Raw genomic sequence first — 21200 nt, 5'->3', positions numbered from 1 at the left:
GTTGACTGGCGGGCATGACTGACCTGAACAGCAAGCCCGAGTTCGACGCCCCCGAGGGCCCCGCCCCCACCGAGCTCGTCATCACCGACATCGTCGAGGGCTCCGGCGACGTGGCCTCCGCCGGGTCGACCGTCAAGGTGCACTACGCCGGCGTCGAGTACGAGACCGGCGAGGAGTTCGACAGCTCGTGGAACCGCGGCGAGCCGATCGACTTCCCGCTCGCCGCCCTGGTGCGCGGCTGGCAGGAGGGCATCCCCGGCATGAAGGTCGGCGGGCGCCGCAAGCTCGTCGTCCCGCCGGAGCTCGCCTACGGCCCCGCCGGCGGCGGCCACTTCCTGTCCGGCAAGACCCTGATCTTCGTCATCGACCTGCTCGGGGTCCGCTGATGCAGGTCGGCGCACCGACCATCGAGCTGAACGACGGACACCGGTTCCCGGAGCTCGGCCTCGGCACCTACGGGCTGAACGGCGACGAGGGCGCCGCGGCCGTCGGGACGGCGATCGCGGGCGGCTACCGGCTGCTCGACACCGCGCTCAACTACGGCAACGAGGACGCCGTCGGCAAGGCCGTCCGCGAGTCCGAGGTGGCGCGCGAGGACCTCGTCGTCACGTCGAAGCTCCCCGGCCGCCACCACGGCTACGACGAGGCGCACCGCTCGATCGACGAGACCCTCGGCAACCTGGGCCTCGACTCGGTCGACCTGTACCTGATCCACTGGCCGAACCCGTCGGTGGACAAGTTCGTCGACACGTGGAAGGCCTTCGTCGACCTCCGCGACAGCGGCAAGGTCCGCTCGATCGGCGTCTCGAACTTCACCCCGGAGCACCTGCGTCGCATCGTGGACGCCACGGGTGTCGCCCCGGCCGTGAACCAGGTCGAGCTGCACCCGTACTTCCCGCAGGGCGAACTGCGGAAGGTGCACCAGGAGCTCGGCATCGTGACCGAGAGCTGGAGCCCCCTGGCGAAGCGGTCGGAACTCCTCACGGAGCAGCCGATCGTCGACGCCGCCGCCGCGCACGGGGTCACCCCCGGGCAGGTCGTGCTCCGCTGGCACGTCCAGATCGGTGCCGTCCCGGTGCCGAAGTCCGGCGACGCGGCCCGGCAGCGTGAGAACCTCGACGTCTTCGGCTTCGAGCTGACCGACGCCGAGGTCGCGGCGATCTCCGGCCTCGAGCGCGGACGCCTCTGGGACGGCGACCCGGACACGCACGAAGAGATGTAGGAAGCCTCACTTCGGGATGGGGGGACTACACTGAGTTCCCCTGTCCCGAAGGGTTGTGTGTGTCAGAACCGACCGAGATCGACCGCGAGCGCGGCTACGTGGACGGCCTGTTCGGCCGTCTCGACGAGCTGACCGCCGAGGCCGAGCAGCGTCTCGCCGAAACCCGCCGTCAAGCGGTCGGCGGGAACCACCAGAGCCGCAGTGAACGCGACGCGTACGCCCGGCTCTACGAGGACACCATCGCGACGCTCGAGCGCGTCGGCGACCGCCTGGTCTTCGGGCGGCTCGAGGTGTCCGAGCCGGACAGCGACGAGGACTCGTTCCGTTACATCGGCCGTGTCGGCCTGCGGGACCGCGACCACCGCCCGCTCCTGCTCGACTGGCGCGTCCCCGGTGCCAGCGCCTTCTACCAGGCGACCGCCGCGCACCCGATGGGCATGCGCGCCCGCCGGCACCTGACCCTCGACGGCCGGAGCGTCGTCGGCATCGAGGACGAGGTCTTCGACGCCACGCTCTACGACGACGAGCGCACGCACCTGCAGGGCGAGGGCGCGCTCCTCGCCGCGGTCACCGCCGAGCGCACCGGCCGGATGACCGACATCGTCGCGACGATCCAGGGCGAGCAGGACCGGATCATCCGCTCCCCGCTCGAGGGCGTGCTCATCGTCCAGGGCGGCCCCGGTACGGGCAAGACCGCCGTGGCCCTGCACCGTGCGGCGTACCTGCTGTACTCGTACCGCGAGCGGCTCCGGGGGTCCGGCGTGCTCATGGTCGGCCCGTCGCCGGCGTTCCTGACCTACATCGAGCAGGTGCTCCCGTCGCTCGGCGAGACCGGCGTGGTGATGGCCTCGCTCGGCTCGCTCTACCCGGGCGTGCACGCGACGAAGCACGACCAGCGCGACGTCGCCGCGGTGAAGGGCTCGGCCGAGATGGCGCAGCTGCTCCGTCGCGCGGTGCGGTCCCGCCAGGTCGTCCCGACCGAGTCGGTCACGCTCGACGTCGAGGGGGAGCGGCTCGTCGTGCCGCCCGAGCTCGTCGCCGACGCAATGAAGCGTGCGCAGGACCGCGGGAAGCCCCACAACGCCGCCCGCGTCACGTTCAACAAGACCGCGCTCGACGCCATGACGCGGTTGCTCGCCGAGCAGCTCCGCCAGCGCGGGACCACCGTCGACGAGGCGGACGAGAAGGTCCTGCGCGAGGACATCCGGTCGTCGTACGACGCCCGCGTGCTCCTCAACACCGCGTGGCTGCCGCTGCCGCCGGAGAAGCTCCTCGAGGACCTGTACGCGCGGCCGAACTGGCTCGCCTCGCTCACCCCCCACTGGACCCCGGAGCGCCGGGCCCTGCTGCTGCGGGAGCGGGGAGCCGCGTTCACGGTCGAGGACGTCCCGCTCCTCGACGAGGCCGCCGAGCTCCTCGGCCCGTTCGACCCGACCGGCGGTGCCGCAAAGCGCGCGGCGAAGGCCAGCCGCAACCGCGACATCGAGAACGCCCGCCAGGCCATCGAGAACATGGGCGTCGAGGGCATCGTCACCGCCGAGCAGGTCGCCGGCTCCTTCGCCGAGGGCGGCGACCCCCGCTCCACCGCCGAGCGCGCCGCCGAGGACCGCGAGTGGACCTACGGCCACATCGTCGTCGACGAGGCGCAGGAGCTCTCCCCGATGCAGTGGCGGGTGCTCGCCCGCCGGAACCCGCTCCGCTCGTTCACGATCGTGGGCGACATGGCGCAGGGGTCCTCGCCCGGGGCCGCCCGCACGTGGGACGACGTCGTCGGCGCCCTCGCCCGCCGTCGTCGGGGCCGCGCGCCCCAGGTGCCGATCGAGCACCGCGTCGAGGAACTCACGGTGAACTACCGCACGCCGCGCTCGATCGTCGAGGCCGCCGGGGCCTTCGCGGACGCCGCCGGCCTCGCGGTGACCCGGACCGAGGCCGTGCGCGACGGCGACCCCGTGGTGCGCGTCACGTCCAGCCGGGCCGAGGTGCTCGACACGGTCGCCGCGATCGTCGGCAGCGAGCGGGAGCACATCGGCGCCGGCACGATCGGCGTCATCGTGCCCGAGGCCGACGTGGACGCGGTCCGCGAGCGGTTGGCCCGGACCGAGGTGGACGTCCGGTCGCTCGGGTCGCCCCGGCCGGGGTCCGTCACGGTGCTCACGGGCGCCGATGCGAAGGGCCTCGAGTTCGACGGCGTGCTGCTGGTCGACCCGGAGCGGGTCGGTGCGGACGCGGCGCGCGCGGCTGCCGCCGTGTACGTCGCCATGACGCGCCCGACGCGCCGCCTGACCGTCGTCGACGTCGCCTGAGCGCCGCGCGCGTCACGTCGTGAGCGCGGCGCGCGTCACTTCGTGAGCAGGAATGGTCGGGTGCGCGCGGGCGACCCGACCGTTTCTGCTCACGAAGCGCCGCACGAGCGCACGAGCGCGCGGGCGCACGCGCGAGCGCGCGGGCGCACGCGCGGGCGCACGGGAGGCGCGGCGCACGTCCGTCAGGTCGGGGTGCCCTCGGCCCGCACGCGCGTCACCAGTGCCGCCCACGGGCCGTCGAGGCGGGTGCCGGGGATCGTGACCGTCGTCCGTTCGACGGTGATCGTCCACGTGAAGTCGTCGCGGACACCCGGCGCAGGGGCACTCGGGGCGTCGCGGGGCAGGGCACCGACGAGCGCCGACCACCCGCCCGGGTCGTCGCAGGCATCGGTGTCGACGCGCCAACCCCTGGTGGTACCGGCGATGCCCCCACTGCGGCGGACGTCGATGTGCATGCCCCCGACGGTACGCCGGCAGCCCGGCTCAGTCGAGCACGCCGACCGTGCGCCAGGCGTCCTGCACCGCGGTGTGCTGCGCCGACCCGTCCCCGAAGCGCGTGCGGGCGGCGTCGACGGTGACGGTGGCGAACCCGGCGAAGTCGATCGAGGCGGTGACGGCGTCGGACGTGAGGGCGTCCCACCAGACGGCTCCGGCGCCTTCCCACGCGTTGCCGCCGATCGCAGTGGCCGCCAGGTAGAAGGCGTGGTTCGGGATGCCGGAGTTCGTGTGCACGCCGCCGGAGTCCTCGGTGGTGTCGACGTACCCGGCCATCGTCGCGGGCTGCGGGTCCTTGCCGAGCGCCGGGTCGTCGTAGGCGGTGCCGGGGGCCTGCATCGACCGCAGTGCGACGCCGTGCACGGCCGGGGTGAAGAGCCCCTCGCCGATGAGCCACGACGCCTGGTCGGCGCTCTGGCGGCGGGCGTACTGGGCGACGAGCGAGCCGAAGACGTCGCTGATCGACTCGTTCAGCGCCCCGGACTGCCCCTCGTACGTGAGGTCGGCGGTGTACTGGGTCACGCCGTGCGCGAGTTCGTGGCCGATGACGTCGACCGCGATCGTGAAGCGGTTGAAGACCTCGCCGTCGCCGTCGCCGAACACCATCCGGCTGCCGTCCCAGTAGGCGTTGTCGTAGTCCTGCCCGTAGTGCACCGTGGCGTCGAGGGGGAGGCCTGCGCCGTCGATCGACACCCGGCCGAACACCTCGAGCCAGAAGGCGTGGGTGTCGCCGAGGCCCGTGTACGCCTCGTCCACCGCGGGGTCGCCGGAGGCCGGGTCGCCCTCGCGCCGGACCGGGGTGCCCGGGAGCGTGGTGCTGCCGTGCGCGTCGGAGATGGTCCGCTGCGGCGACCGGTCGACCGCGCCGCTCACGCCCTGCGGACGGACCCGGTGCTCGTGCTTCGGACGCTGGACGGTGTCGAGCGACGCCAGCGCCGTCCGTGCCGCCGAGGCCGCGCGTGGGAAGCCCTGGGCGTCGGCGACGGCGCGGAGCAGGTAGGGCGGGACGACGGATCGGATGCGGTCGGTCGGGGTCATGGCGTCATGCAACCACCGGGCACCGACACCGCGGTCAGTCCTGCTTGCGGTTCTCCACGAGCCCGAGGGCGTACGACTCCCACCACTGTCCGGCGGCCGGCCCGCCGTTGCAGGTGCCGTCGCTCAGCCCCGGCGTCTTCACCCACAGCAGCGCGTCGAGCCGGGTGGAGCCGCGGGTGACGTGCGGGGCCTGGCCGAGGCCGGCGCCGTCCGGGTTGCACCAGGTCCCGCGCCAGCCCTGACCGTTGCGCGAGACGTCGATGACGAAGTGCGGGTCGCCGCCGATCGCGTCCGCGAGCCGGTCGGCGTAGGCGCGTTCCTGGTCGACCCGGTAGAAGTTCGAGACGTTCGTGAAGAAGCCCTGCACCCGGTCGACCCCGGCCTCGCGCAGCCAGTTCGCCATCGTCGCCGTCGGCACGCGGTTCTCGTTCCCGCCGTCGAGGTACACGGTGAGGCCGTGGCCGCTGAGCTCGTCGACGGCCTTGCGGATCAGGGGCAGGCGGTCCTGCTCGAGGCGCTTGCACACCTGGATCTGGGCGATGGCGTCCGGCTCGACGAGCACGACGGCCCGGGAACCCGCCATGGCGCGCACCGCCGACCGGACCCACGGCAGGTACTCGTCCGCGGCGGTCCCGCCCTTGGAGTAGCTGCCGCAGTCGCGGTCCGGGACGTTGTAGAGGACGAACACCGGCGTCTTCCGCTGCCGCTCGGCGCTGCGGACGACGTCCCGGATGGTCTGGCGCGTCTCGGACACCGAGGTATTCGTCAGCCAGGTGGCGATCGGCTCGTCCGCGATGACGGCGATCTTCCGGGCCGTGGTGTCGTCGCCGTCGGCACGGGCCTCGGACTCCCGCTTGCCGGGCTGGTTCTCGGCCTCGGGCTGCTCCGCGAGGCCGCCGGGGAACGCCTCGGACGCCGTCTTCCGCTCGGCGACCTGCCTGCCGGTGGGCTCGGTGCCGCGGGGGAGCACCAGCACGAGCGTCACGACGAGCGCGGCGACGACGACCGCGGCGAGCCCGATCCACGTCCACTGACGACGGCCGGGGCTGCGGCGTGCACGGGTTCCCTCGAGACTCGGCATGCGCCCATGCTCGCAGGTGCGACCCCGGCGTGCCCAGGCCCGGCCCGTCCCGCCGGGCGTTCACCCAGCGTCGCCGCCGCTTCTTGCCAGGACCGTGTCCCAGACTGGCCGGATGTTCCGGAAGCTCCTCCTCCTCGCCCTGACCGCGGCGTACGCCTGGGTGATCTGGCGGATGACGCTGACCCCGCAGGTCTTCTCGGCGGCGCAGAACTCCCTCGTCCTGCACGCGATCGCCTGGGTGCAGCAGCTCCCGCACGGCACGTGGTTCAGCTACGACCGCGTGGAGTTCCTCGCCAACATCGCGATGTTCGTGCCCGTGGGGATGCTCGCCGCGCTGTGGCTGCCGCGCCGGTGGTGGATCCTCGGTGCGGTCGTCGCGGTCGTGCTCTCCACCGGCATCGAGTTCGCGCAGGCGACCTACCTGCCCTACCGCGTGGCCGATCCGCGCGACGTCCTGTCGAACGGCCTCGGCGGTCTGCTCGGCGCGACGCTCGTCGGCCTCGTCCGCAGTCTCTTGCCGGCACCGCGTCGGCGTCGCCTGCGCGCCAGGACCGTCTAGCGATCTGGTAGTCTTGCGCGGTTGCCGTCGAACGGCCGCGGACAAAGAGCGCTCGTGCATCAGGCACGGGCACCGCGCAACGGACTGAAAGGGGATCTACGCATGGCACTTGACGCGAAGGTCAAGCAGGAGATCATCGAAGAGTACGCGACCCACCCGGGCGACACCGGTTCCCCCGAGGTCCAGGTCGCCGTTCTGACGCGTCGTATCAACGACCTGAACGAGCACCTCAAGGAGCACAAGCACGACCACCACTCGCGTCGTGGTCTGCTGCTCATGGTCGGTCAGCGTCGCCGTCTCCTCGGTTACCTCTCCGACGTCGACATCGCCCGCTACCGTGCGCTCATCGAGCGTCTCGGCCTGCGTCGCTAGTCGACCGACCCACGGCTTGACCGAACGCCCCGGCCCTCACACGAGGACCGGGGCGTTCTCCGTTCCCCCGGGAATGGTTACGGGGGACGTGCGGTTGGGTACGATGTTCATGCAAACGCATCGAAAGTCGGGACTCACCATGACCACCATCGCCGTCGTCTCCGCCGGGCTCTCCGAGCCCAGCTCCACCCGCCTGCTCGCCGACCGCCTGGGCGAGGCCACGATCGCGGCGCTCGCCGCACCGAGCCCGTCCGGCCTGCCAGGAGGCGCGGCGCACGTCCTGCACGTCGACCTGCGTCCGCTGGCGCACGAGATCACCGACGCGATGCTCACCGGGTTCGCCGCACCGGCGCTGTCCGCCGCGATGGCGACGGTCGTCGAGGCCGACGCCGTGGTGTTCGTCACGCCGATCTTCACCGCCGGCGTGAGCGGTCTGGCGAAGTCGTTCCTCGACGTGCTCGACAAGGACTCGCTCGCCGACATGCCGGTCCTGCTCGGAGCCACCGGCGGCACCGCACGGCACTCGCTCGCGATCGAGCACGCGCTGCGTCCGGTGTTCGCGTACCTCCGCGCCGCGGTGGTCCCCACCGGTGTGTTCGCCGCCACCGACGACTGGGGGAGCGAGGGCGACTCGGCCGCACTGGACGGTCGCATCCGCCGGGCCGGCGAGGACCTGGCCTGGGCGATCCGCGCCTCCCGTCGGACCCCGCAGGAAGCCGACGCGCTCCCCGCGACGGCGGACTTCGCGTCCCTGCTCGGTGGGCTCGGCCACTCGGCCGTGCGCTCTTAGGCCGGCCACAGGGGTCGTCGGGCGGGGGTGCAGCCCCTGCCCGGCCCGCTCACCGGTGGGCTCGGGAACCTCGTCGTGACGACCGATCGTGACGACGAGGAGGACCGATGGACACCAGGGGCAACGGCCGGCGACCCGGCTGGACGACGAGTGCGCTCGTCAGCGTGGGCGGGCTCGTGGTCGCGGCGCTGACCGGGGCCGGGGTGTGGTTCGGGCACGAGCAGGCCACGACGGGCTCGGCCGACTCGTCGACGAGTGACGCCGGGACCTCGTCCGACGCCGGGACCTCGACCGACACCGGGACCTCGTCCGACACCGGGACCTCGTCCGACCAGGGCGTGAGCGAGGGCACGACCGGTGGCTCCGGCTCCTCGGACGCGACCACGACGGGATCGTGACCGTGCGTGCCGCAGCCGAGTGGGACCTCTGGACCACCACCGCCCGCGTCGTCCTCGACCACCGTGACCGCCGCCACCTCGCCGCCGCACGGGCGTGCGTCGTCGAGGTCACCGCCGCCGTCGACGCGGCGTGCAGCCGCTTCCGCAGCGACTCCGAGCTCGTCGCCCGCGCAGCCGACCTGGTGCGGGGCGCCGAGGTCTCCCCCCTCCTCGCCGCACTCGTGCACCAGGCGCTCGACGCCGCACGTGCCTCCGACGGCGACGTCGACCCGACCCTCGGCGCCCGCATGGCGTCGCTGGGCTACGACGCCGCGTTCGCCGACGCCCCACCCGTGCCGACGCCCGAGGCCGTGGCCCGAGCGCTCGACGGCCGCCCGGCGTGGCAGCGGGTCCTGCTGTCCGGCACCTTCCTGCGCGTGCCCGAGGGCGTCACGCTCGACCTCGGTGCCACCGCCAAGGCCGCCGCTGCCGACATGGCCGCGGCGAGCATCACCGCCCGCCTCGGCATCGGCGCGCTCGTCTCGCTCGGCGGGGACGTCGCGACCGCCGGGCCCGACCCGTCCGGCGGCTGGCAGGTCCGGGTGCAGGACCTCGACGACGACCCCGCCGACCACGTGCGGATCGCCTCCGGCTGGTCCGTCGCGACCTCGAGCACCCGGAAGCGCCGGTGGGAGCAGGACGGCCACGCCCGGCACCACATCCTCGACCCGCGGTGGGGACTGCCCGCCGAACCGGTCTGGCGCTCGGTGACCGTCGTCGCGCCGTCGTGCGTCACCGCGAACACGATGACGACCGCCGCGGTCGTCCGCGGACACGGTGCCACCGAGATGCTCCGGCGGAGCGGTCGCGCGGCACGCCTGGTCGCTGCGGACGGCACCGTCGTCCGGATCGGGGGCTGGCCCGCCGACGACGGCTGATCAGTACCAGTGCGGGTTGACGCTCATCTCGTGGTTCCACGCCCCGCACGGCGAGCCGTAGGCGTCGTGGATGTAGGCGAGGCCCCAGTTGATCTGGGTCGCCGCGTTCGTCCGCCAGTCCGCGCCGGCGACGGACATCTTCTCCGCCGGGAGCGACTGGGGGATGCCGTACGCCCCGCTCGAGACGTTCAGGGCGTTCGCACGCCAGCCGGACTCCTGCGTCCACAGGGACACCAGGCACGAGAACTGGTCCGACCCCCACCCGTACGACCCGATGGCGCTGCGGGCGTAGGCCTGGGCACCCGCCGGGTCGACCACGACGCCGCCCGTGCTCGGGTAGGACGAACCGCCGCCGCTCGTCGACGGGACGGCCGGGCTCGGTGCCGCGTCGGCTGCTGCTGCCGCGGCCGCCTCCTCGCGCTTCCGCTGCTGTTCGGCCTTCTGCGCCGCGACCTGCACGCCGAGCTGGTAGCGCTGCTCGGTCTTCGCGGTGGTGTCCTTGAGCGACGCCAGCTGGGCGTAGAGCTCGTCGCTGTGCTGCTGCGTGTCGTCGACCGCGGCGTCGGCGGCGGCCTCGGCGTCCTTCGCCGCGCTCGCCTTCGTCTCGGCGGCATCGGCCAGGTCGGCGCGCTCGTCCTCGGCACGGGTGGCCTGGTCGTGCAGCGAGGACGCGGTCCTCGCGGCGACCGAGGCGTCGTCCATCACGCCGGCCCACGTCGACGACAGCTGGTCGAGCGCGCCGAGCTGGTACAGCAGCTGGGAGGGGTCCTTCGCCGTCGCGATGCGCGTGGTCATCTGGCTCGAGCTGCCGTCGCGGTAGAGGTTCGCGGCGAGCTGGCCGGCGCGCTGTTGGGCGCGGTCCGCGGTCTTCGCCGCCTGGTCCGCCTGGGTCTGGAGGCTCGTGGCGGCCTGGGTGGCCGATGCCAGTGCCGACTCGGCCGCGTCCGCACGCTGGGACGCCACGAGCGCCGCCTGCGACTTCACGGCTGCGGCCTGCTGGGCGGACTCCAGCGCCGCCTGGACCCTGGCGACCTCGGCCTTCTTGGTCTGCTCGTTGCCCTTCGCGTGCTCGACGTCCTGCCAGCTCGGGTACTCCGTCGCGTTCGCCGGGACAGCGGTGACGACGGGGGCGACGAGCGCGCCGACGACCACTGCGGCCGCGACGAACCAGCCCCGGGAGGGGGTGAGGCGCATGGCAGCAGGCTAGCGAGGACACTCCGGTTCGCCGTGAGCCTCGCCGCCGAATCCCTGAGGACTGGTAAAGTCCATCACGTCCAGGGACCGTTTCCCCGGGCGTTACGACAAACACTGCGCAGGCCGGGCACGGAGCTGGTCATCGGTGGTGGCTCGCGGGCCGGACGGTTTCCCGAGTGCTTCTACTGCTGGCCAGACATGCGTCCCGATCCCTTCGGCGCGCACGCACCATCGGGTGCCGTGGCCCCAGCCTGCCGAACACATCAAGGAGGCACCCTTTTGGAGGGTCCCGAGATCAAGTTCGCCGAGGCCGTTCTCGACAACGGCAAGTACGGCAAGCGCACCGTCCGGTTCGAGACCGGTCGGCTCGCACAGCAGGCGCAGGGCGCGGTCGCCGCGTACCTCGACGAGGACACCATGCTCCTCTCGGCCACCAGCGCCGGCAAGCACCCGCGTGAAGGATTCGACTTCTTCCCGCTGACCGTCGACGTCGAGGAGCGCTCGTACGCCGCCGGCAAGATCCCCGGTTCGTTCTTCCGTCGTGAAGGCCGTCCCAGCACCGAGGCGATCCTCGTCTGCCGCCTCATCGACCGGCCGCTGCGCCCGTCGTTCGTCGACGGCCTCCGCAACGAGGTCCAGATCGTCATCACCGTCCTGAGCATCGCTCCGGACGAGTTCTACGACGCGCTCGCGATCAACGCCGCGTCCGCGTCGACGCAGATCTCCGGTCTGCCCTTCTCCGGCCCGATCGCCGGTGTGCGCCTCGCGCTCATCGGTGACCAGTGGGTCGCGTTCCCGAAGGCGTCGCAGCTCGCCGAGGCCGTCTTCGACCTCACCGTCGCTGGCCGTGTCGTCACGGACGAGGCCGGCAACGAGGACGTCGCCATCATGATGGTCGAGGCCGAGGCCACCGAGCACAGCTGGGACCTCATCCAGGGCGGCGCGACCAAGCCCGACGAGGCCGTCGTCGCGCAGGGGCTCGAGGCGGCGAAGCCGTTCCTCAAGCAGCTCGTCGAGGCGCAGGCGAAGATGGCCGCCCAGTCGGCCAAGGAGATCCAGGACTACCCGGTCTTCCCGCCGTACGCCCCCGAGGTCTACGACGCGGTCGAGGCCATCGCGCTGTCCGAGCTCGGCGACGTCTACAAGATCGCCGGCAAGCTCGAGCGTCAGGACGCCGACGACGCCCTGAAGGCCCGTGTCAAGGAGGCCATCGCCGCCAAGGTGACGGCCGGCGAGCTCCCCGAGAGCGCCAACGGCCAGGTCAGCGGTGCCTACAAGTCGGTCACGAAGAAGGTCGTCCGCGGCCGGATCCTGACCGAGCAGGTCCGCATGGACGGTCGCGGCCTCGCCGACATCCGTCCGCTCGACGCCGAGGTCGCCGTGATCCCGCGCGTCCACGGTTCGGCGATCTTCCAGCGCGGCGAGACCCAGATCCTGGGCGTCACCACGCTGAACATGCTCAAGATGGAGCAGCAGATCGACTCGCTGTCGCCCGTCACGAAGAAGCGCTACCTGCACCACTACAACTTCCCGCCGTACTCGACGGGTGAGACCGGTCGTGTCGGTTCGCCGAAGCGTCGCGAGATCGGGCACGGCTTCCTCGCCGAGCGCGCCCTCGTGCCGGTGCTGCCGTCGCGCGAGGAGTTCCCCTACGCCATCCGTCAGGTGTCCGAGGCCCTCGGCTCCAACGGTTCGACGTCGATGGGTTCCGTCTGCGCCTCGACCCTGTCGCTCCTCAACGCCGGTGTGCCCCTCAAGGCCCCGGTCGCGGGCATCGCGATGGGCCTCGTCTCCGACACCGTCGACGGCCAGACCCGCTACGCGGCGCTGACCGACATCCTCGGTGCCGAGGACGCGCTCGGCGACATGGACTTCAAGGTCGCCGGCACCTCGGACTTCGTCACGGCCATCCAGCTGGACACGAAGCTCGACGGCATCCCCTCGTCCGTCCTCGACGCCGCGCTCAAGCAGGCCAAGGAGGCCCGCTCGGCCATCCTCGGCGTGCTGAACGAGGCGATCGACGCCCCCGACGAGATGGCGGACACCGCTCCTCGTGTCATCTCGGTGCAGATCCCCGTCGACAAGATCGGCGAGCTGATCGGCCCGAAGGGCAAGACGATCAACGGCATCCAGGACGAGACCGGCGCCGACATCTCGATCGAGGACGACGGCACCGTGTACATCGGCGCCGTCGACGGTCCGTCGGCCGAGGCCGCTCGCGCCCAGGTCAACGCGATCGCGAACCCGACGAACCCGGAGATCGGGGACCAGTTCCTCGGCACGGTCGTCAAGATCGCCACGTTCGGTGCGTTCGTGTCGCTGCTCCCGGGCCGCGACGGTCTGCTCCACGTCTCCGAGGTGCGCAAGCTCGCCGGTGGCAAGCGTGTGGAGAACGTCGAGGACGTCCTCGGCGTCGGCCAGAAGATCCTGGTCGAGGTCACCAAGGTGGACGACCGCGGCAAGCTGTCGCTCGCGCCGGTCGTCGCCGACGAGGTGGACACCGAGGGCGGCAAGGGACACGAGTCCCACGCCGAGGCCCCGGCCGAGGGCTGATCCCTCCCGCGTCCTGACGCACGAACGGCCGCCGTCCCTTCCGGGGCGGCGGCCGTTCGCCGTTGCGGGACTACGCGGCGGGGGTCTCCTGGGTGCCGACGAGCTGCGCGCGGCCGAGCAGGTGCTCGCGGAGCACGAAGCCGACCACCGCGGGCGTCGCGTCCGCGGGCGCTTCGAGGACGGGCACGTCGAGCGCGCTCAGCGTGAAGAAGTACCGGTGCGGCCCGTGCCCGGCGGGCGGTGCCGCGCCGAGGAACGTGTCCGTGCCGAACTCGTTGCGGCGGCGCAGCGCCTCGGCGGGGAGCAGCGCGTCGTCGGTCCCGGCACCGGCCGGCAGCGAGGTCGCCGACGCCGGGACGTCCGTGAGGCTCCAGTGCCAGAACCCGGACCCCGTCGGGGCATCGGGGTCGTACACCGTGAACACGAAGCTCTGCGTGCCCTCCGGAGCGCCGGACCACTCGAGCGCGGGGGAGCGGTCCTCGCCGCCGGCGTCGGTGCCGCGGGCGGACGTCGGGAGCACGCCGCCGTCGGTGAAGTCGGGGCTGGTCAGGGTGAAGGTCGGGACCTCGGGGAGGTTCCAGTTGGGGTCGTTGGCCATGTCCCCAGCCAACACCCGCGTGCTCGGATGTCGCTCGGTGCCCACCGGCGGACGGGAGGCGCGGTGCGGGGCCGACCCGTGCCTCCAGGCCGACAGACGGTCGCGTTCGTCGACGCGACGTGCGTCGTCAGGCGGCGAGCACGCGCTCGACGACGCGTCCGAGGGCCGCCGTCGCCGCGATCGCGTCACCGGCGTACGCGCCGGACATGGCGCCGTCGCGTGCGAGCATGAGCTCGTCCGCACCGTCGCCCGGCAGGGTGTGGCCGGACTCCTGCAGCAGGTCGGCCAGTCGCTCGGTGTACCAGTCGCGGTGCATCGCGACGACCTCGCGCACGGGGTCGCGAGGGTCGTGGTACTCGGCGGCGGCGTTGAGGAACGCGCAGCCGCGGAACTCGGGGTCGTTGACCTCGTCGGCGAGGGCCGTGACCCAGGCCCGGACGGCTGCCTCGGGCGAGCCGGCATCGGCGATGAGCTGTTCCATCCGCTGCTGCACGCGTTCGTGCTGCGTCCGGATGTAGGCCAGGATCAGGTTGTCCTTCGACCCGTAGTGCTTGTAGAACGTCGCCTTCGTGACGCTCGCCTCGGAGATGAGACGGTCGACGCCGACGCCGTGGATGCCCTCTTCGTAGAAGAGCCGCGTGGCGGTCTCGAGGATCCGGACCTTCGCGCCGCCGGAACGGGGAGCCGGGGGGACGCTCGACCCGTCCGGCGACGCGAGGTTCGTGCTCGGGCCAGGGAGACGCTGGACGGTCGGTTGGGGGGAATCGACCGTCACAGCGTGGCTCTCCTTGGGCTCATCGGCTCCGCGGCGGAGCGGGGGGACTCGTGCCGCGTGAGGACTGATGTCCCGAGCCACCGGATCGGAATATAGGGGGGCTTCCGATCCGGTACGAGAACTGTACCACAAGGAGGACAGACAGACGAGTCTTTCTATCCTCCTTATCTGTACCCCACTTCGAGTGACACCGTGAGCGGCTGTGGAAACTGGGCGACGGGCGCTCCGGGGTCAGTAGGCTCGTCTGCGATGAACCACCCAGTGCCGTTGCCGCTCGAGGCCCCGGACACGTCGTTCCTGACGTCCGGGGGCGCCTTCGTCCGCCGAACCGTCCTCCCGTCCGGCGTGCGGGTCCTGACCGAGGCCATGCCCGGAGCGAGTTCGACGAGCCTCGGCTTCTGGGTCGGGGTCGGCTCCCGCGACGAACGCGACGGCCAGTACGGCTCGACGCACTTCCTCGAACACCTGTTGTTCAAGGGCACCCGGACCCGGTCGGCCCTCGACATCGCGATCTCGTTCGACTCCGTCGGTGGCGAGCACAACGCCGCCACCGCCAAGGAGTACACGTGCTACTACGCACGGGTCCGTGACGCCGACGTCCCGATGGCCGTCTCGGTCATCGGGGACATGGTCACCGGCTCCGTCCTCGACGACGCGGCGTTCGACATCGAGCGCGGGGTCATCCTCGAAGAGCTGGCGATGGCGGCGGACGACCCGGCCGACGTCGCCGGCGAGGCGTTCTTCGCCGCGGCCTTCGACGGGCACGCCCTCGGCCGGCCGATCGGCGGCACGCCGGAGAGCATCCGTGCCGTGCAGCGGGACGAGGTCCTCGCCCACTACCGCGAGCACTACGCGCCGAACGGCATCGTCGTCACCGCCGCCGGGGCGATCGACCACGACCGCTTCTGCGAGCTCGTCGAGGCCGTGTTCCAGGGCGCCCCGAACGCTGCTCCGCTGGCACGGCGCACGCCGCAGCCGGTGGCGGACCCGGCGATCCCCAAGCTCTCGGTCGTGCACCGTCCGACCGAACAGGTCTCGATGCTCCGCGGGTCGCAGGGCCTCGACCTCCGCGACGAACGGCGGCCGGTCCTCAGCGTGCTCAACGCCGTGCTCGGCGGCGGCATGAGCTCCCGACTCTTCCAAGAGGTGCGCGAGCGCCGCGGACTCGCCTACGCGGTGAGCTCCTTCGCGCCCGCGTACCTCGACAACGGTGCCTTCGGCGTCTACGCCGGGTGCGCCCCCGACAACGTCGCCGGGGTCGTCGAGATCGTCGACGCGGAGTTCCGCCGGATGGTCGACGACGGGATCACCAGCGACGAGCTCCGCCGCGCGAAGGGGCAGATCGAGGGGGCGCTCACGCTCTCGCTCGAGGACTCCGACGCCCGGATGACCCGACTCGGCCGGTCCGAGCTCGGCACGGGGGAGTTCACCGACCTGGCCACCGCCCTCGAGCGCGTGGACCGGGTCACCACCGACGACGTCCTCGACCTGGCCCGCGACCTCCTGACCCGGCCCACGATCACCTCGGTGGTCGGGGCGGTGCAACAGGACGAGCTCGCGGCCGCGATCGGGATCGGCGGTTGAGCACCGACATGTCGCACTACCTCTACCTCGTCCGGCACGGCGAACACCAGGACGCCGAACACGGGCTGCGGGACGGCAAGCTGTCCGAGCGCGGCAAGCGGCAGGCGATGCTCGTCGCGGACCGTCTCGGGGGCGTGCCGTTCGACGGCGTCTACCACTCGCCGCTCGAAGCGCCGAGCGAGACCGCGTCGTTCCTGTCGCAGCGGCTCCCGGCGATCGAGCCCGAGCCGTCGACCCTGCTCTTCGACTGCATCCCGTCGGGTCCGACGCCGGACATGCCGCACGCCTACCAGGGGTGGTACGGCGGCATCACGGAAGAGGAGATCGTCGCCGGGCAGGCCCAGATGGGCGATGCGGTGGCGGAGTGGTTCACCCCTGCCCGCGAAGACCGGCACGACCTCCTCATCACGCACAACGCCGTCATCGGCTGGTTCGTGCGCGAGGCGTTCCAGGCACCCGAGTGGCGCTGGATGGGGACGAACGTGGCGCACACGGCGTTGACGATCATCCGGATCCGCTCGGCCAAGCCGGCCGAGGTCGTCGCGCTCAACGACCTGGCGCACCTGCCCGTCGAGCTCAGGACGGGCCTGCCGGTCGGTCAGCCCGTCTGACGGGCCCTGCGCACCCGGAGTGCGGCGACCCGCGCTCGGAGCACCCGGTCCAGCCCGAACGGCCCACCGCCGAGCGCGACCAGCACCACCGCGAGGAGCAGGTACAGCACCTCGGGCAGGTACAGCAGGTCGCTGAACCAGGTCACTGCGTCCGCCGGCCCGAGCTGGTGGACCGCCACGGTCGTGAGCGCGACCGTGCTGATCACGCCGAGGACGGCCGCAGCCGCCCGCGTCACGAGGCCGACGGCGAGCAGCACGCCGAAGACGAGCTCGCAGCCGGCGACCGCGGCGGCCGTGACGTCGGGCACCGGCGCGCCGATCGAGCGGATCGTCTCCGCCATCGCCGCGCGACCCGGAGCGGTCACGGTCTTGTTCCACCCGGACGCGGCGAAGAACAGCCCGAGCGCGACCCGGACGAGCGAGATCGAGAGGAACGGCAGGCGGGTCGGGGAGTCGAGGGCACGGAGGAGCAGGACCATGCCCTGCCGTTCGGAGCGGAGGCGCGGATCGCCTCAGCGCACCGGCTTGCGGTACCAGGCGGTCGCGTTCGGGTTGTCGTTGAACGCGGGTACCCGCTCGTAGCCCCGACCGCGGTACATCGCACCGGCGGCGACGAGGGAGTCGTTCGTGTCCAGCACGATCGCCGTCGCGCCGAGCTCGACACCGCTCGCCTCGAGCGCGTCCATGACCGCCGTCGCCACGCCGCGTCCACGTCCCTCCGGGGTCACGAAGACGTGCTTCACCTCGAACCGGACGTCGTCGCCGTCGTCGGGGAGCCGACGGAGGCCGCCGCACCCGACCGCGCGACCTCCGTCGTACGCGACGACGAAGGTGCCGACCGGCGGCGTGAACTCGGCCGCCGGGGTGCGCTTCCGCGAGTACGACCCCTGCACGCTCGGGAACGTGGCCTCGCGCTCGTCGAGGTACGCGTCGAGCAGGGCGTCGACCTCGGGGATGTCTGCCGGCACGGTCCTGACCTCGAGCGTCATGCGTCGATCCTAGGATGGTGGACATGGTCACTCCCGTCGCCGTCGTCGGCGCCACCGGTCGTCTCGGGGGCCTCGTGGCCGCCGTGGTCGAGGAACTGCCCGACTTCGAGCTCGTCGCGAGCCTGTCCTCGAAGGACGGCGTGCACGAGGCCGGTCCCGACGTGTTCGGCGGCGCGGCGATCGTGGTGGACGTGACCGTCCCGGCGCTCAGCCCCGCGATCGTCGACAACGCCCTCGTGAGCGGCGCGAACGTGCTCGTCGGGACGTCCGGGTGGTCCGGCGACCGACTCGCGACACTCCGCGCGGGGCTGGAGTCGCGTCCGGAGCAGGGCGTCTTCGTGGTCCCGAACTTCTCGATCGGGTCCGTGCTCGGCACGCACCTGGCGACGATCGCCGCGCCCTGGTTCCCCTCGGTCGAGATCGTCGAGACGCACCACGCCGGCAAGATCGACTCCCCGTCGGGCACCGCGGTCCGCACGGCCGAGCTCATCGCCGACGCCCGGCGCGAGGTCGGTCCGGTCGACGCGCCCCACGTCGACCAGCGCGCGCGGGGGCAGCAGGTCGCGAGCGTCCCGATCCACTCGCTCCGTCTGCCGGGCGTCACGGCCGTGCAGGACGTGGTGTTGAGCGGCCCCGGCGAGACCCTGACCATCCGTCACGACACGAACGACGACGTCGCCTACGTGGCCGGCATCCGTGCGGCGCTGTCCGCCGTGGGGTCGATGCGCGGTCTCACGGTCGGCCTCGGCAGCGTCCTCGGCATCGGCTGACCGTCGTGCGCCTGACCCGGTCCCTCCGTTCGCCCTTCTGGGGCGCGGCGCTCATGGCGGTGCTGCTGGCGCTGTACATCGTGCTCGTCGGACAGCGTGCCGTGGCGTTCATCGCGACGGGCATCCCGATCGGCATCGGCATCGGCGTCGCGCTCTTCGTCGTCGCGGCGATCGGTGCGCTGCTGCTCGTGCTCGAGTTCCGCTTCGGCCTGCGCATCACCCGGCTCGGCGCCCGGCTCGAGCAGGAGGGCGGCGCTCCCGCGGACGTCGTCCCGGTCCGTCCCTCGGGGCGTCCCACGCGCGAGGCCGCCGACGAGCTCTTCCCCGAGTACCGGGCCGCCGTCGAGTCCGACCCGGCGGACTGGCGCGGGTGGTACCGACTCGGCGTCGTCTACGACGCCGCGGGTGACCGCAAGCGGGCGCGGGCCGCGATGCGCGAAGCGCTCACCAGGGCACGCGTGTCCTGACAGGAGGCGCGGTGCAGGCCCGCACCGCGCCTCCGGGCCCGCAGCCGGTCGCGTCAGAACGCGGCGTCGACCGCGTCCTCGGCGCGCTGGTACCGGAACGCGTAGCCGGACTCGAGCAGCTTCGTCGGCACCATCTGCTGGCTCGACAGGAGCATCTCGTCGGCCGCCTGCTGCAGGAGCAGCCGGAGCGCGAACTCCGGGATCCGGAAGAGGTAGGGCCGGTGCAGGTCCTCGGCGACGCGCTTGGTGATGCGGTCGGCGACGGCGGCCTCGGGGCCGGCGAGGTTCACCGGCCCGACGACGTCCGAGGCGTCGGGGCTCGTCGCGAGGTGCACGATCGCGCCCACCTCGTCCTCGAGGGCGATCCACGGCCAGTGCTGCCCACCGGTGCCGAGGCGGCCGCCGAGCCCGGTCTTCGTGAGCGGGACGAGCGGTGCGAGCGCGCCGCCGCCCTTCCCGACGACGATGCCGGTGCGGAGCGTCACGACGCGGACGCCCTCGGGAGCGGCGTTCGCGGCGGCCTCCCACGCGGTGCAGACCTCGGCCAGGAAGCCGGTGCCGGCGGCCGCGTCGTCCTGCAGGACGTCGGCCGGGCGGTCGCCGTACACCCCCGAGGCCGACCCCGAGAGGAACAGCGGCGGCGGGTTCGTCGCGTGCCGCATGGCCTCGACGAGGGTCTCGGTGGCGGACACCCGCGACTGCAGGATCTCCTGCTTGTAGGTCTCGGTCCAGGGGAGCTTGCCGATGTTCGCGCCGGCGAGGTTGATCACGACGTCGGCGCCGTCGAGGATCGCCGGGTCGAGCTTCCGGGTGCCCGGGGACCAGCGGAACTCGCTCGCCGTGCGCGGCTCGCGTCGGACGAGGGTGGTGACGTGGTGCCCGGCCTCGCGCAGGGCGTGGACGAGGGGCGTACCGATGAAGCCGGACGCACCGGCGAGCAGGATCGAGAGCGGCGCTGTCGTCATGTCGCTCACGCTACTCAACTGCCCGTGGATGTCTCCGGCTCGTCGTAGGCTCGTGGTCGTGACCGACAGCGAGACCGTGCAGCCCGACCCCACCGTCGCGACCCCCTACGAGGACCTGCTGCGGCGTGTCCTCACCGAAGGGACGCCGAAGGGGGACCGCACCGGAACGGGGACCCGCAGCCTGTTCGGCGCACAGCTCCGGTACGACCTGTCGAAGGGCTTCCCGCTCGTCACGACGAAGCGGGTGCACTTCAAGTCCGTCGCCTACGAGCTGCTCTGGTTCCTGCGCGGCGACGGCAACGCCCGCTGGCTGCAGGAGCACGGCGTCCGCATCTGGAACGAGTGGGCGGACGAGGACGGCGACCTCGGCCCGGTGTACGGCGTGCAGTGGCGTTCGTGGCCGACGCCGTCGGGGGAGCACGTCGACCAGATCGCCCAGGTCATCGAGCAGATCACGACGAACCCGGACAGCCGCCGCCTGATCGTCTCGGCGTGGAACGTCGCCGACATCCCCGAGATGGCGCTCGCCCCGTGCCACGCGTTCTTCCAGTTCTACGTCAACGACGGCAAGCTCTCGTGCCAGCTCTACCAGCGGAGCGCGGACATGTTCCTCGGCGTCCCGTTCAACATCGCCTCGTACGCGCTGCTCACCCACATGATCGCGGCGCAGACCGGGCTCGAGGTCGGCGAGTTCGTGTGGACCGGCGGCGACTGCCACGTCTACGACAACCACGTCGAGCAGGTGGAGGAGCAGCTGTCCCGGACCGCGTACGCGCTCCCCACGCTCGAGCTCGCGCCGCGCGACTCGATCGACGACTACGAGTACGAGGACTTCACGGTCGTCGGCTACCACCACCACCCGGCGATCACAGCCGCGGTCGCCGTCTGATGTCGTCCTCGTGGACCGAACCCGTCCGTGGTGTCGGGATGGTCTGGGCGCGGTCGACGAACGACGTGATCGGGGCCGACGGCGGGATGCCGTGGCACGTGCCGGAGGACCTCGCGCACTTCCGGCAGGTCACCGGCGACGCGACCGTGGTGATGGGGCGTCGCACGTGGGAGTCGCTGCCGGAGCGCTTCCGGCCGCTGCCCGGGCGGCGGAACGTCGTGCTGACGCGAGACGCCTCGTGGACGGCCGACGGGGCCGAGGTCGTGCACGACCTGGCGACCGCGCTGGACACCGACGAGCCGGTGTGGATCATGGGCGGCGGGCAGGTGTACGCGGCGGGGGTGCCCTTCGCCGACCGGGTCTCCGAGACGGTGATCGACGTCGAGGTGCCGGGGGACACCGTGGCGCCGACGCTCGCCGGGGTGGCCGGGTGGTCGCTCGTCGACGAGGGACCGTGGCAGGAGTCGCGCGTCGACGGGACGCGCTACCGCTTCCTCGAGTGGCGCCGGCGCGCGTAGCGCCGGGCGGCGCGGCGGGCGCCGCACAACCAAAGACACGTCGCGCCGCGCCGTTCCGCGGTTCCCCGTGACTTTCGTTGTGCGGACGCGGCGGCCGCGCCGCGCCAGCGCC

The 21200-nt window shown here is 72.3% G+C and carries 24 protein-coding genes; 15 read left to right on the top strand and 9 right to left on the bottom strand.

Translation table 11 applies throughout. The features are described from left to right. Positions 1-14 precede the first annotated feature (14 nt). The 3 genes from BM028_RS00675 to BM028_RS00665 are packed head-to-tail and all read left to right on the top strand — an operon-like array spanning position 15 to position 3525. Positions 15-386, top strand: a complete 372-nt coding sequence (locus BM028_RS00675) for an FKBP-type peptidyl-prolyl cis-trans isomerase (protein WP_092094011.1) — start codon at positions 15-17, stop codon at positions 384-386. Next, positions 386-1222, top strand: a complete 837-nt coding sequence (locus BM028_RS00670) for an aldo/keto reductase (RefSeq protein WP_070416527.1) — start codon at positions 386-388, stop codon at positions 1220-1222. The genes BM028_RS00675 and BM028_RS00670 overlap by 1 nt, the downstream gene beginning before the upstream one ends. A 59-nt stretch (positions 1223-1281) precedes the next feature. Continuing rightward, positions 1282-3525: a HelD family protein gene (locus BM028_RS00665; RefSeq protein WP_175473609.1), complete on the top strand. Its 2244-nt coding sequence runs from the start codon at positions 1282-1284 to the stop codon at positions 3523-3525. A gap of 182 nt (positions 3526-3707) precedes the next feature. Here BM028_RS00665 and BM028_RS00660 read toward each other — a convergent pair whose 3' ends face one another. The 3 genes from BM028_RS00660 to BM028_RS00650 are packed head-to-tail and all read right to left on the bottom strand — an operon-like array spanning position 3708 to position 6139. Continuing rightward, complete coding sequence (locus BM028_RS00660) at positions 3708-3980, bottom strand: protealysin inhibitor emfourin (protein WP_092383984.1); 273 nt, start codon at positions 3978-3980, stop codon at positions 3708-3710. A gap of 28 nt (positions 3981-4008) precedes the next feature. Continuing rightward, the gene (locus tag BM028_RS00655; RefSeq protein ID WP_092383982.1) at positions 4009-5058 is read right to left on the bottom strand and encodes a M4 family metallopeptidase; all 1050 of its coding nucleotides are present in this window, start codon (positions 5056-5058) and stop codon (positions 4009-4011) included. A 34-nt stretch (positions 5059-5092) separates the two neighbouring features. Beyond that, on the bottom strand, positions 5093-6139 hold the full coding sequence (locus tag BM028_RS00650) for a glycoside hydrolase family 6 protein (RefSeq protein WP_092383980.1): 1047 nt from the start codon (positions 6137-6139) through the stop codon (positions 5093-5095). A gap of 112 nt (positions 6140-6251) precedes the next feature. On the opposite strand from BM028_RS00650, the gene BM028_RS00645 reads away from it, so the two are divergent. The 5 genes from BM028_RS00645 (at position 6252) to BM028_RS00625 (ending at position 9175) form a co-directional block, all read left to right on the top strand. Next, positions 6252-6698 (top strand): VanZ family protein, encoded by a 447-nt coding sequence (locus BM028_RS00645; RefSeq protein WP_175473608.1) that lies wholly within the window; start codon positions 6252-6254, stop codon positions 6696-6698. A 102-nt stretch (positions 6699-6800) separates the two neighbouring features. Beyond that, positions 6801-7070 (top strand): 30S ribosomal protein S15, encoded by a 270-nt coding sequence (rpsO, locus tag BM028_RS00640; RefSeq protein ID WP_070416523.1) that lies wholly within the window; start codon positions 6801-6803, stop codon positions 7068-7070. A gap of 139 nt (positions 7071-7209) precedes the next feature. Continuing rightward, positions 7210-7860, top strand: coding sequence for a CE1759 family FMN reductase (locus BM028_RS00635; RefSeq protein ID WP_092383978.1), 651 nt, complete (start codon positions 7210-7212; stop codon positions 7858-7860). A gap of 107 nt (positions 7861-7967) precedes the next feature. Beyond that, on the top strand, positions 7968-8258 hold the full coding sequence (locus BM028_RS18375; protein ID WP_092383976.1) for a hypothetical protein: 291 nt from the start codon (positions 7968-7970) through the stop codon (positions 8256-8258). Continuing rightward, positions 8255-9175: an FAD:protein FMN transferase gene (locus tag BM028_RS00625; protein ID WP_217647211.1), complete on the top strand. Its 921-nt coding sequence runs from the start codon at positions 8255-8257 to the stop codon at positions 9173-9175. Before BM028_RS18375 ends, BM028_RS00625 begins: the two co-directional genes overlap by 4 nt. Here the strand turns inward: BM028_RS00625 and BM028_RS00620 are convergent, their stop codons facing one another. Next, positions 9176-10369, bottom strand: coding sequence for a coiled-coil domain-containing protein (locus BM028_RS00620; RefSeq protein ID WP_071301679.1), 1194 nt, complete (start codon positions 10367-10369; stop codon positions 9176-9178). It abuts the gene before it with no gap. A 279-nt stretch (positions 10370-10648) separates the two neighbouring features. Here BM028_RS00620 and BM028_RS00615 point away from each other — a divergent pair, with 279 nt between their 5' ends. Continuing rightward, the gene (locus tag BM028_RS00615; protein WP_071295422.1) at positions 10649-12922 is read left to right on the top strand and encodes a polyribonucleotide nucleotidyltransferase; all 2274 of its coding nucleotides are present in this window, start codon (positions 10649-10651) and stop codon (positions 12920-12922) included. A gap of 70 nt (positions 12923-12992) precedes the next feature. Here the strand turns inward: BM028_RS00615 and BM028_RS00610 are convergent, their stop codons facing one another. Next, positions 12993-13520: a YbhB/YbcL family Raf kinase inhibitor-like protein gene (locus BM028_RS00610; RefSeq protein WP_092383972.1), complete on the bottom strand. Its 528-nt coding sequence runs from the start codon at positions 13518-13520 to the stop codon at positions 12993-12995. Between the two features lie 127 nt (positions 13521-13647). Beyond that, complete coding sequence (locus tag BM028_RS00605) at positions 13648-14295, bottom strand: TetR/AcrR family transcriptional regulator (protein WP_071301677.1); 648 nt, start codon at positions 14293-14295, stop codon at positions 13648-13650. A 249-nt stretch (positions 14296-14544) separates the two neighbouring features. On the opposite strand from BM028_RS00605, the gene BM028_RS00600 reads away from it, so the two are divergent. Next, entirely contained in the window at positions 14545-15879 is a 1335-nt protein-coding gene (locus BM028_RS00600) for a M16 family metallopeptidase (protein WP_070416515.1), read from the top strand. An 8-nt stretch (positions 15880-15887) separates the two neighbouring features. Further along, the gene (locus BM028_RS00595; RefSeq protein WP_070419134.1) at positions 15888-16490 is read left to right on the top strand and encodes a histidine phosphatase family protein; all 603 of its coding nucleotides are present in this window, start codon (positions 15888-15890) and stop codon (positions 16488-16490) included. Here BM028_RS00595 and BM028_RS00590 read toward each other — a convergent pair. Together BM028_RS00590 and BM028_RS00585 are read right to left on the bottom strand one after the other, a co-directional pair. After that, entirely contained in the window at positions 16478-16969 is a 492-nt protein-coding gene (locus BM028_RS00590; RefSeq protein ID WP_092383970.1) for a DoxX family protein, read from the bottom strand. The genes BM028_RS00595 and BM028_RS00590 overlap by 13 nt on opposite strands. Before the next feature lie 33 nt (positions 16970-17002). After that, positions 17003-17479 carry a GNAT family N-acetyltransferase gene (locus BM028_RS00585; RefSeq protein ID WP_092383968.1) on the bottom strand — a complete coding sequence of 159 codons (477 nt, stop codon included), beginning with the start codon at positions 17477-17479 and terminating at the stop codon, positions 17003-17005. Between the two features lie 23 nt (positions 17480-17502). Between BM028_RS00585 and BM028_RS00580 the strand changes: the two genes are divergently transcribed. Both BM028_RS00580 and BM028_RS00575 read left to right on the top strand, forming a co-directional pair. Then, entirely contained in the window at positions 17503-18249 is a 747-nt protein-coding gene (locus BM028_RS00580) for a 4-hydroxy-tetrahydrodipicolinate reductase (protein ID WP_254789342.1), read from the top strand. Positions 18250-18254: 5 nt separating this feature from the next. Further along, positions 18255-18716: a tetratricopeptide repeat protein gene (locus BM028_RS00575; protein WP_402717719.1), complete on the top strand. Its 462-nt coding sequence runs from the start codon at positions 18255-18257 to the stop codon at positions 18714-18716. A gap of 53 nt (positions 18717-18769) precedes the next feature. On the opposite strand, the gene BM028_RS00570 is transcribed toward BM028_RS00575, so the two are convergent. Continuing rightward, the gene (locus tag BM028_RS00570) at positions 18770-19681 is read right to left on the bottom strand and encodes a TIGR01777 family oxidoreductase (protein WP_175473607.1); all 912 of its coding nucleotides are present in this window, start codon (positions 19679-19681) and stop codon (positions 18770-18772) included. A gap of 58 nt (positions 19682-19739) precedes the next feature. On the opposite strand from BM028_RS00570, the gene BM028_RS00565 reads away from it, so the two are divergent. Both BM028_RS00565 and BM028_RS00560 read left to right on the top strand, forming a co-directional pair. Beyond that, a complete protein-coding gene (locus BM028_RS00565) occupies positions 19740-20570 on the top strand; it encodes a thymidylate synthase (RefSeq protein ID WP_092384850.1) in 831 nt (276 codons plus the stop codon). After that, positions 20570-21088, top strand: a complete 519-nt coding sequence (locus BM028_RS00560) for a dihydrofolate reductase (protein WP_092383964.1) — start codon at positions 20570-20572, stop codon at positions 21086-21088. Before BM028_RS00565 ends, BM028_RS00560 begins: the two co-directional genes overlap by 1 nt. Positions 21089-21200 lie beyond the last annotated feature (112 nt).

The organism is Curtobacterium sp. YR515 (genome assembly GCF_900113095.1).
Lineage (GTDB): Bacteria > Actinomycetota > Actinomycetes > Actinomycetales > Microbacteriaceae > Curtobacterium.
Note: the sequence above shows the minus strand (reverse complement) of the source record. Positions and strands in the feature narration are given on the sequence as shown.

What these genes read in the sequence shown, in the direction of transcription:
- BM028_RS00675 (WP_092094011.1), top strand. Translation starts at nt 15, where the DNA reads ATGACTGACCTGAACAGCAAGCCCGAGTTCGACGCCCCCGAGGGCCCC.
- BM028_RS00670 (WP_070416527.1), top strand. Translation starts at nt 386, where the DNA reads ATGCAGGTCGGCGCACCGACCATCGAGCTGAACGACGGACACCGGTTC.
- BM028_RS00660 (WP_092383984.1), bottom strand. Translation starts at nt 3,980, where the DNA reads ATGCACATCGACGTCCGCCGCAGTGGGGGCATCGCCGGTACCACCAGG.
- BM028_RS00655 (WP_092383982.1), bottom strand. Translation starts at nt 5,058, where the DNA reads ATGACCCCGACCGACCGCATCCGATCCGTCGTCCCGCCCTACCTGCTC.
- BM028_RS00650 (WP_092383980.1), bottom strand. Translation starts at nt 6,139, where the DNA reads ATGCCGAGTCTCGAGGGAACCCGTGCACGCCGCAGCCCCGGCCGTCGT.
- BM028_RS00645 (WP_175473608.1), top strand. Translation starts at nt 6,252, where the DNA reads ATGTTCCGGAAGCTCCTCCTCCTCGCCCTGACCGCGGCGTACGCCTGG.
- rpsO (WP_070416523.1), top strand. Translation starts at nt 6,801, where the DNA reads ATGGCACTTGACGCGAAGGTCAAGCAGGAGATCATCGAAGAGTACGCG.
- BM028_RS00635 (WP_092383978.1), top strand. Translation starts at nt 7,210, where the DNA reads ATGACCACCATCGCCGTCGTCTCCGCCGGGCTCTCCGAGCCCAGCTCC.
- BM028_RS18375 (WP_092383976.1), top strand. Translation starts at nt 7,968, where the DNA reads ATGGACACCAGGGGCAACGGCCGGCGACCCGGCTGGACGACGAGTGCG.
- BM028_RS00620 (WP_071301679.1), bottom strand. Translation starts at nt 10,369, where the DNA reads ATGCGCCTCACCCCCTCCCGGGGCTGGTTCGTCGCGGCCGCAGTGGTC.
- BM028_RS00610 (WP_092383972.1), bottom strand. Translation starts at nt 13,520, where the DNA reads ATGGCCAACGACCCCAACTGGAACCTCCCCGAGGTCCCGACCTTCACC.
- BM028_RS00600 (WP_070416515.1), top strand. Translation starts at nt 14,545, where the DNA reads ATGAACCACCCAGTGCCGTTGCCGCTCGAGGCCCCGGACACGTCGTTC.
- BM028_RS00595 (WP_070419134.1), top strand. Translation starts at nt 15,888, where the DNA reads ATGTCGCACTACCTCTACCTCGTCCGGCACGGCGAACACCAGGACGCC.
- BM028_RS00590 (WP_092383970.1), bottom strand. Translation starts at nt 16,969, where the DNA reads ATGGTCCTGCTCCTCCGTGCCCTCGACTCCCCGACCCGCCTGCCGTTC.
- BM028_RS00585 (WP_092383968.1), bottom strand. Translation starts at nt 17,479, where the DNA reads ATGACGCTCGAGGTCAGGACCGTGCCGGCAGACATCCCCGAGGTCGAC.
- BM028_RS00580 (WP_254789342.1), top strand. Translation starts at nt 17,503, where the DNA reads ATGGTCACTCCCGTCGCCGTCGTCGGCGCCACCGGTCGTCTCGGGGGC.
- BM028_RS00570 (WP_175473607.1), bottom strand. Translation starts at nt 19,681, where the DNA reads ATGACGACAGCGCCGCTCTCGATCCTGCTCGCCGGTGCGTCCGGCTTC.
- BM028_RS00560 (WP_092383964.1), top strand. Translation starts at nt 20,570, where the DNA reads ATGTCGTCCTCGTGGACCGAACCCGTCCGTGGTGTCGGGATGGTCTGG.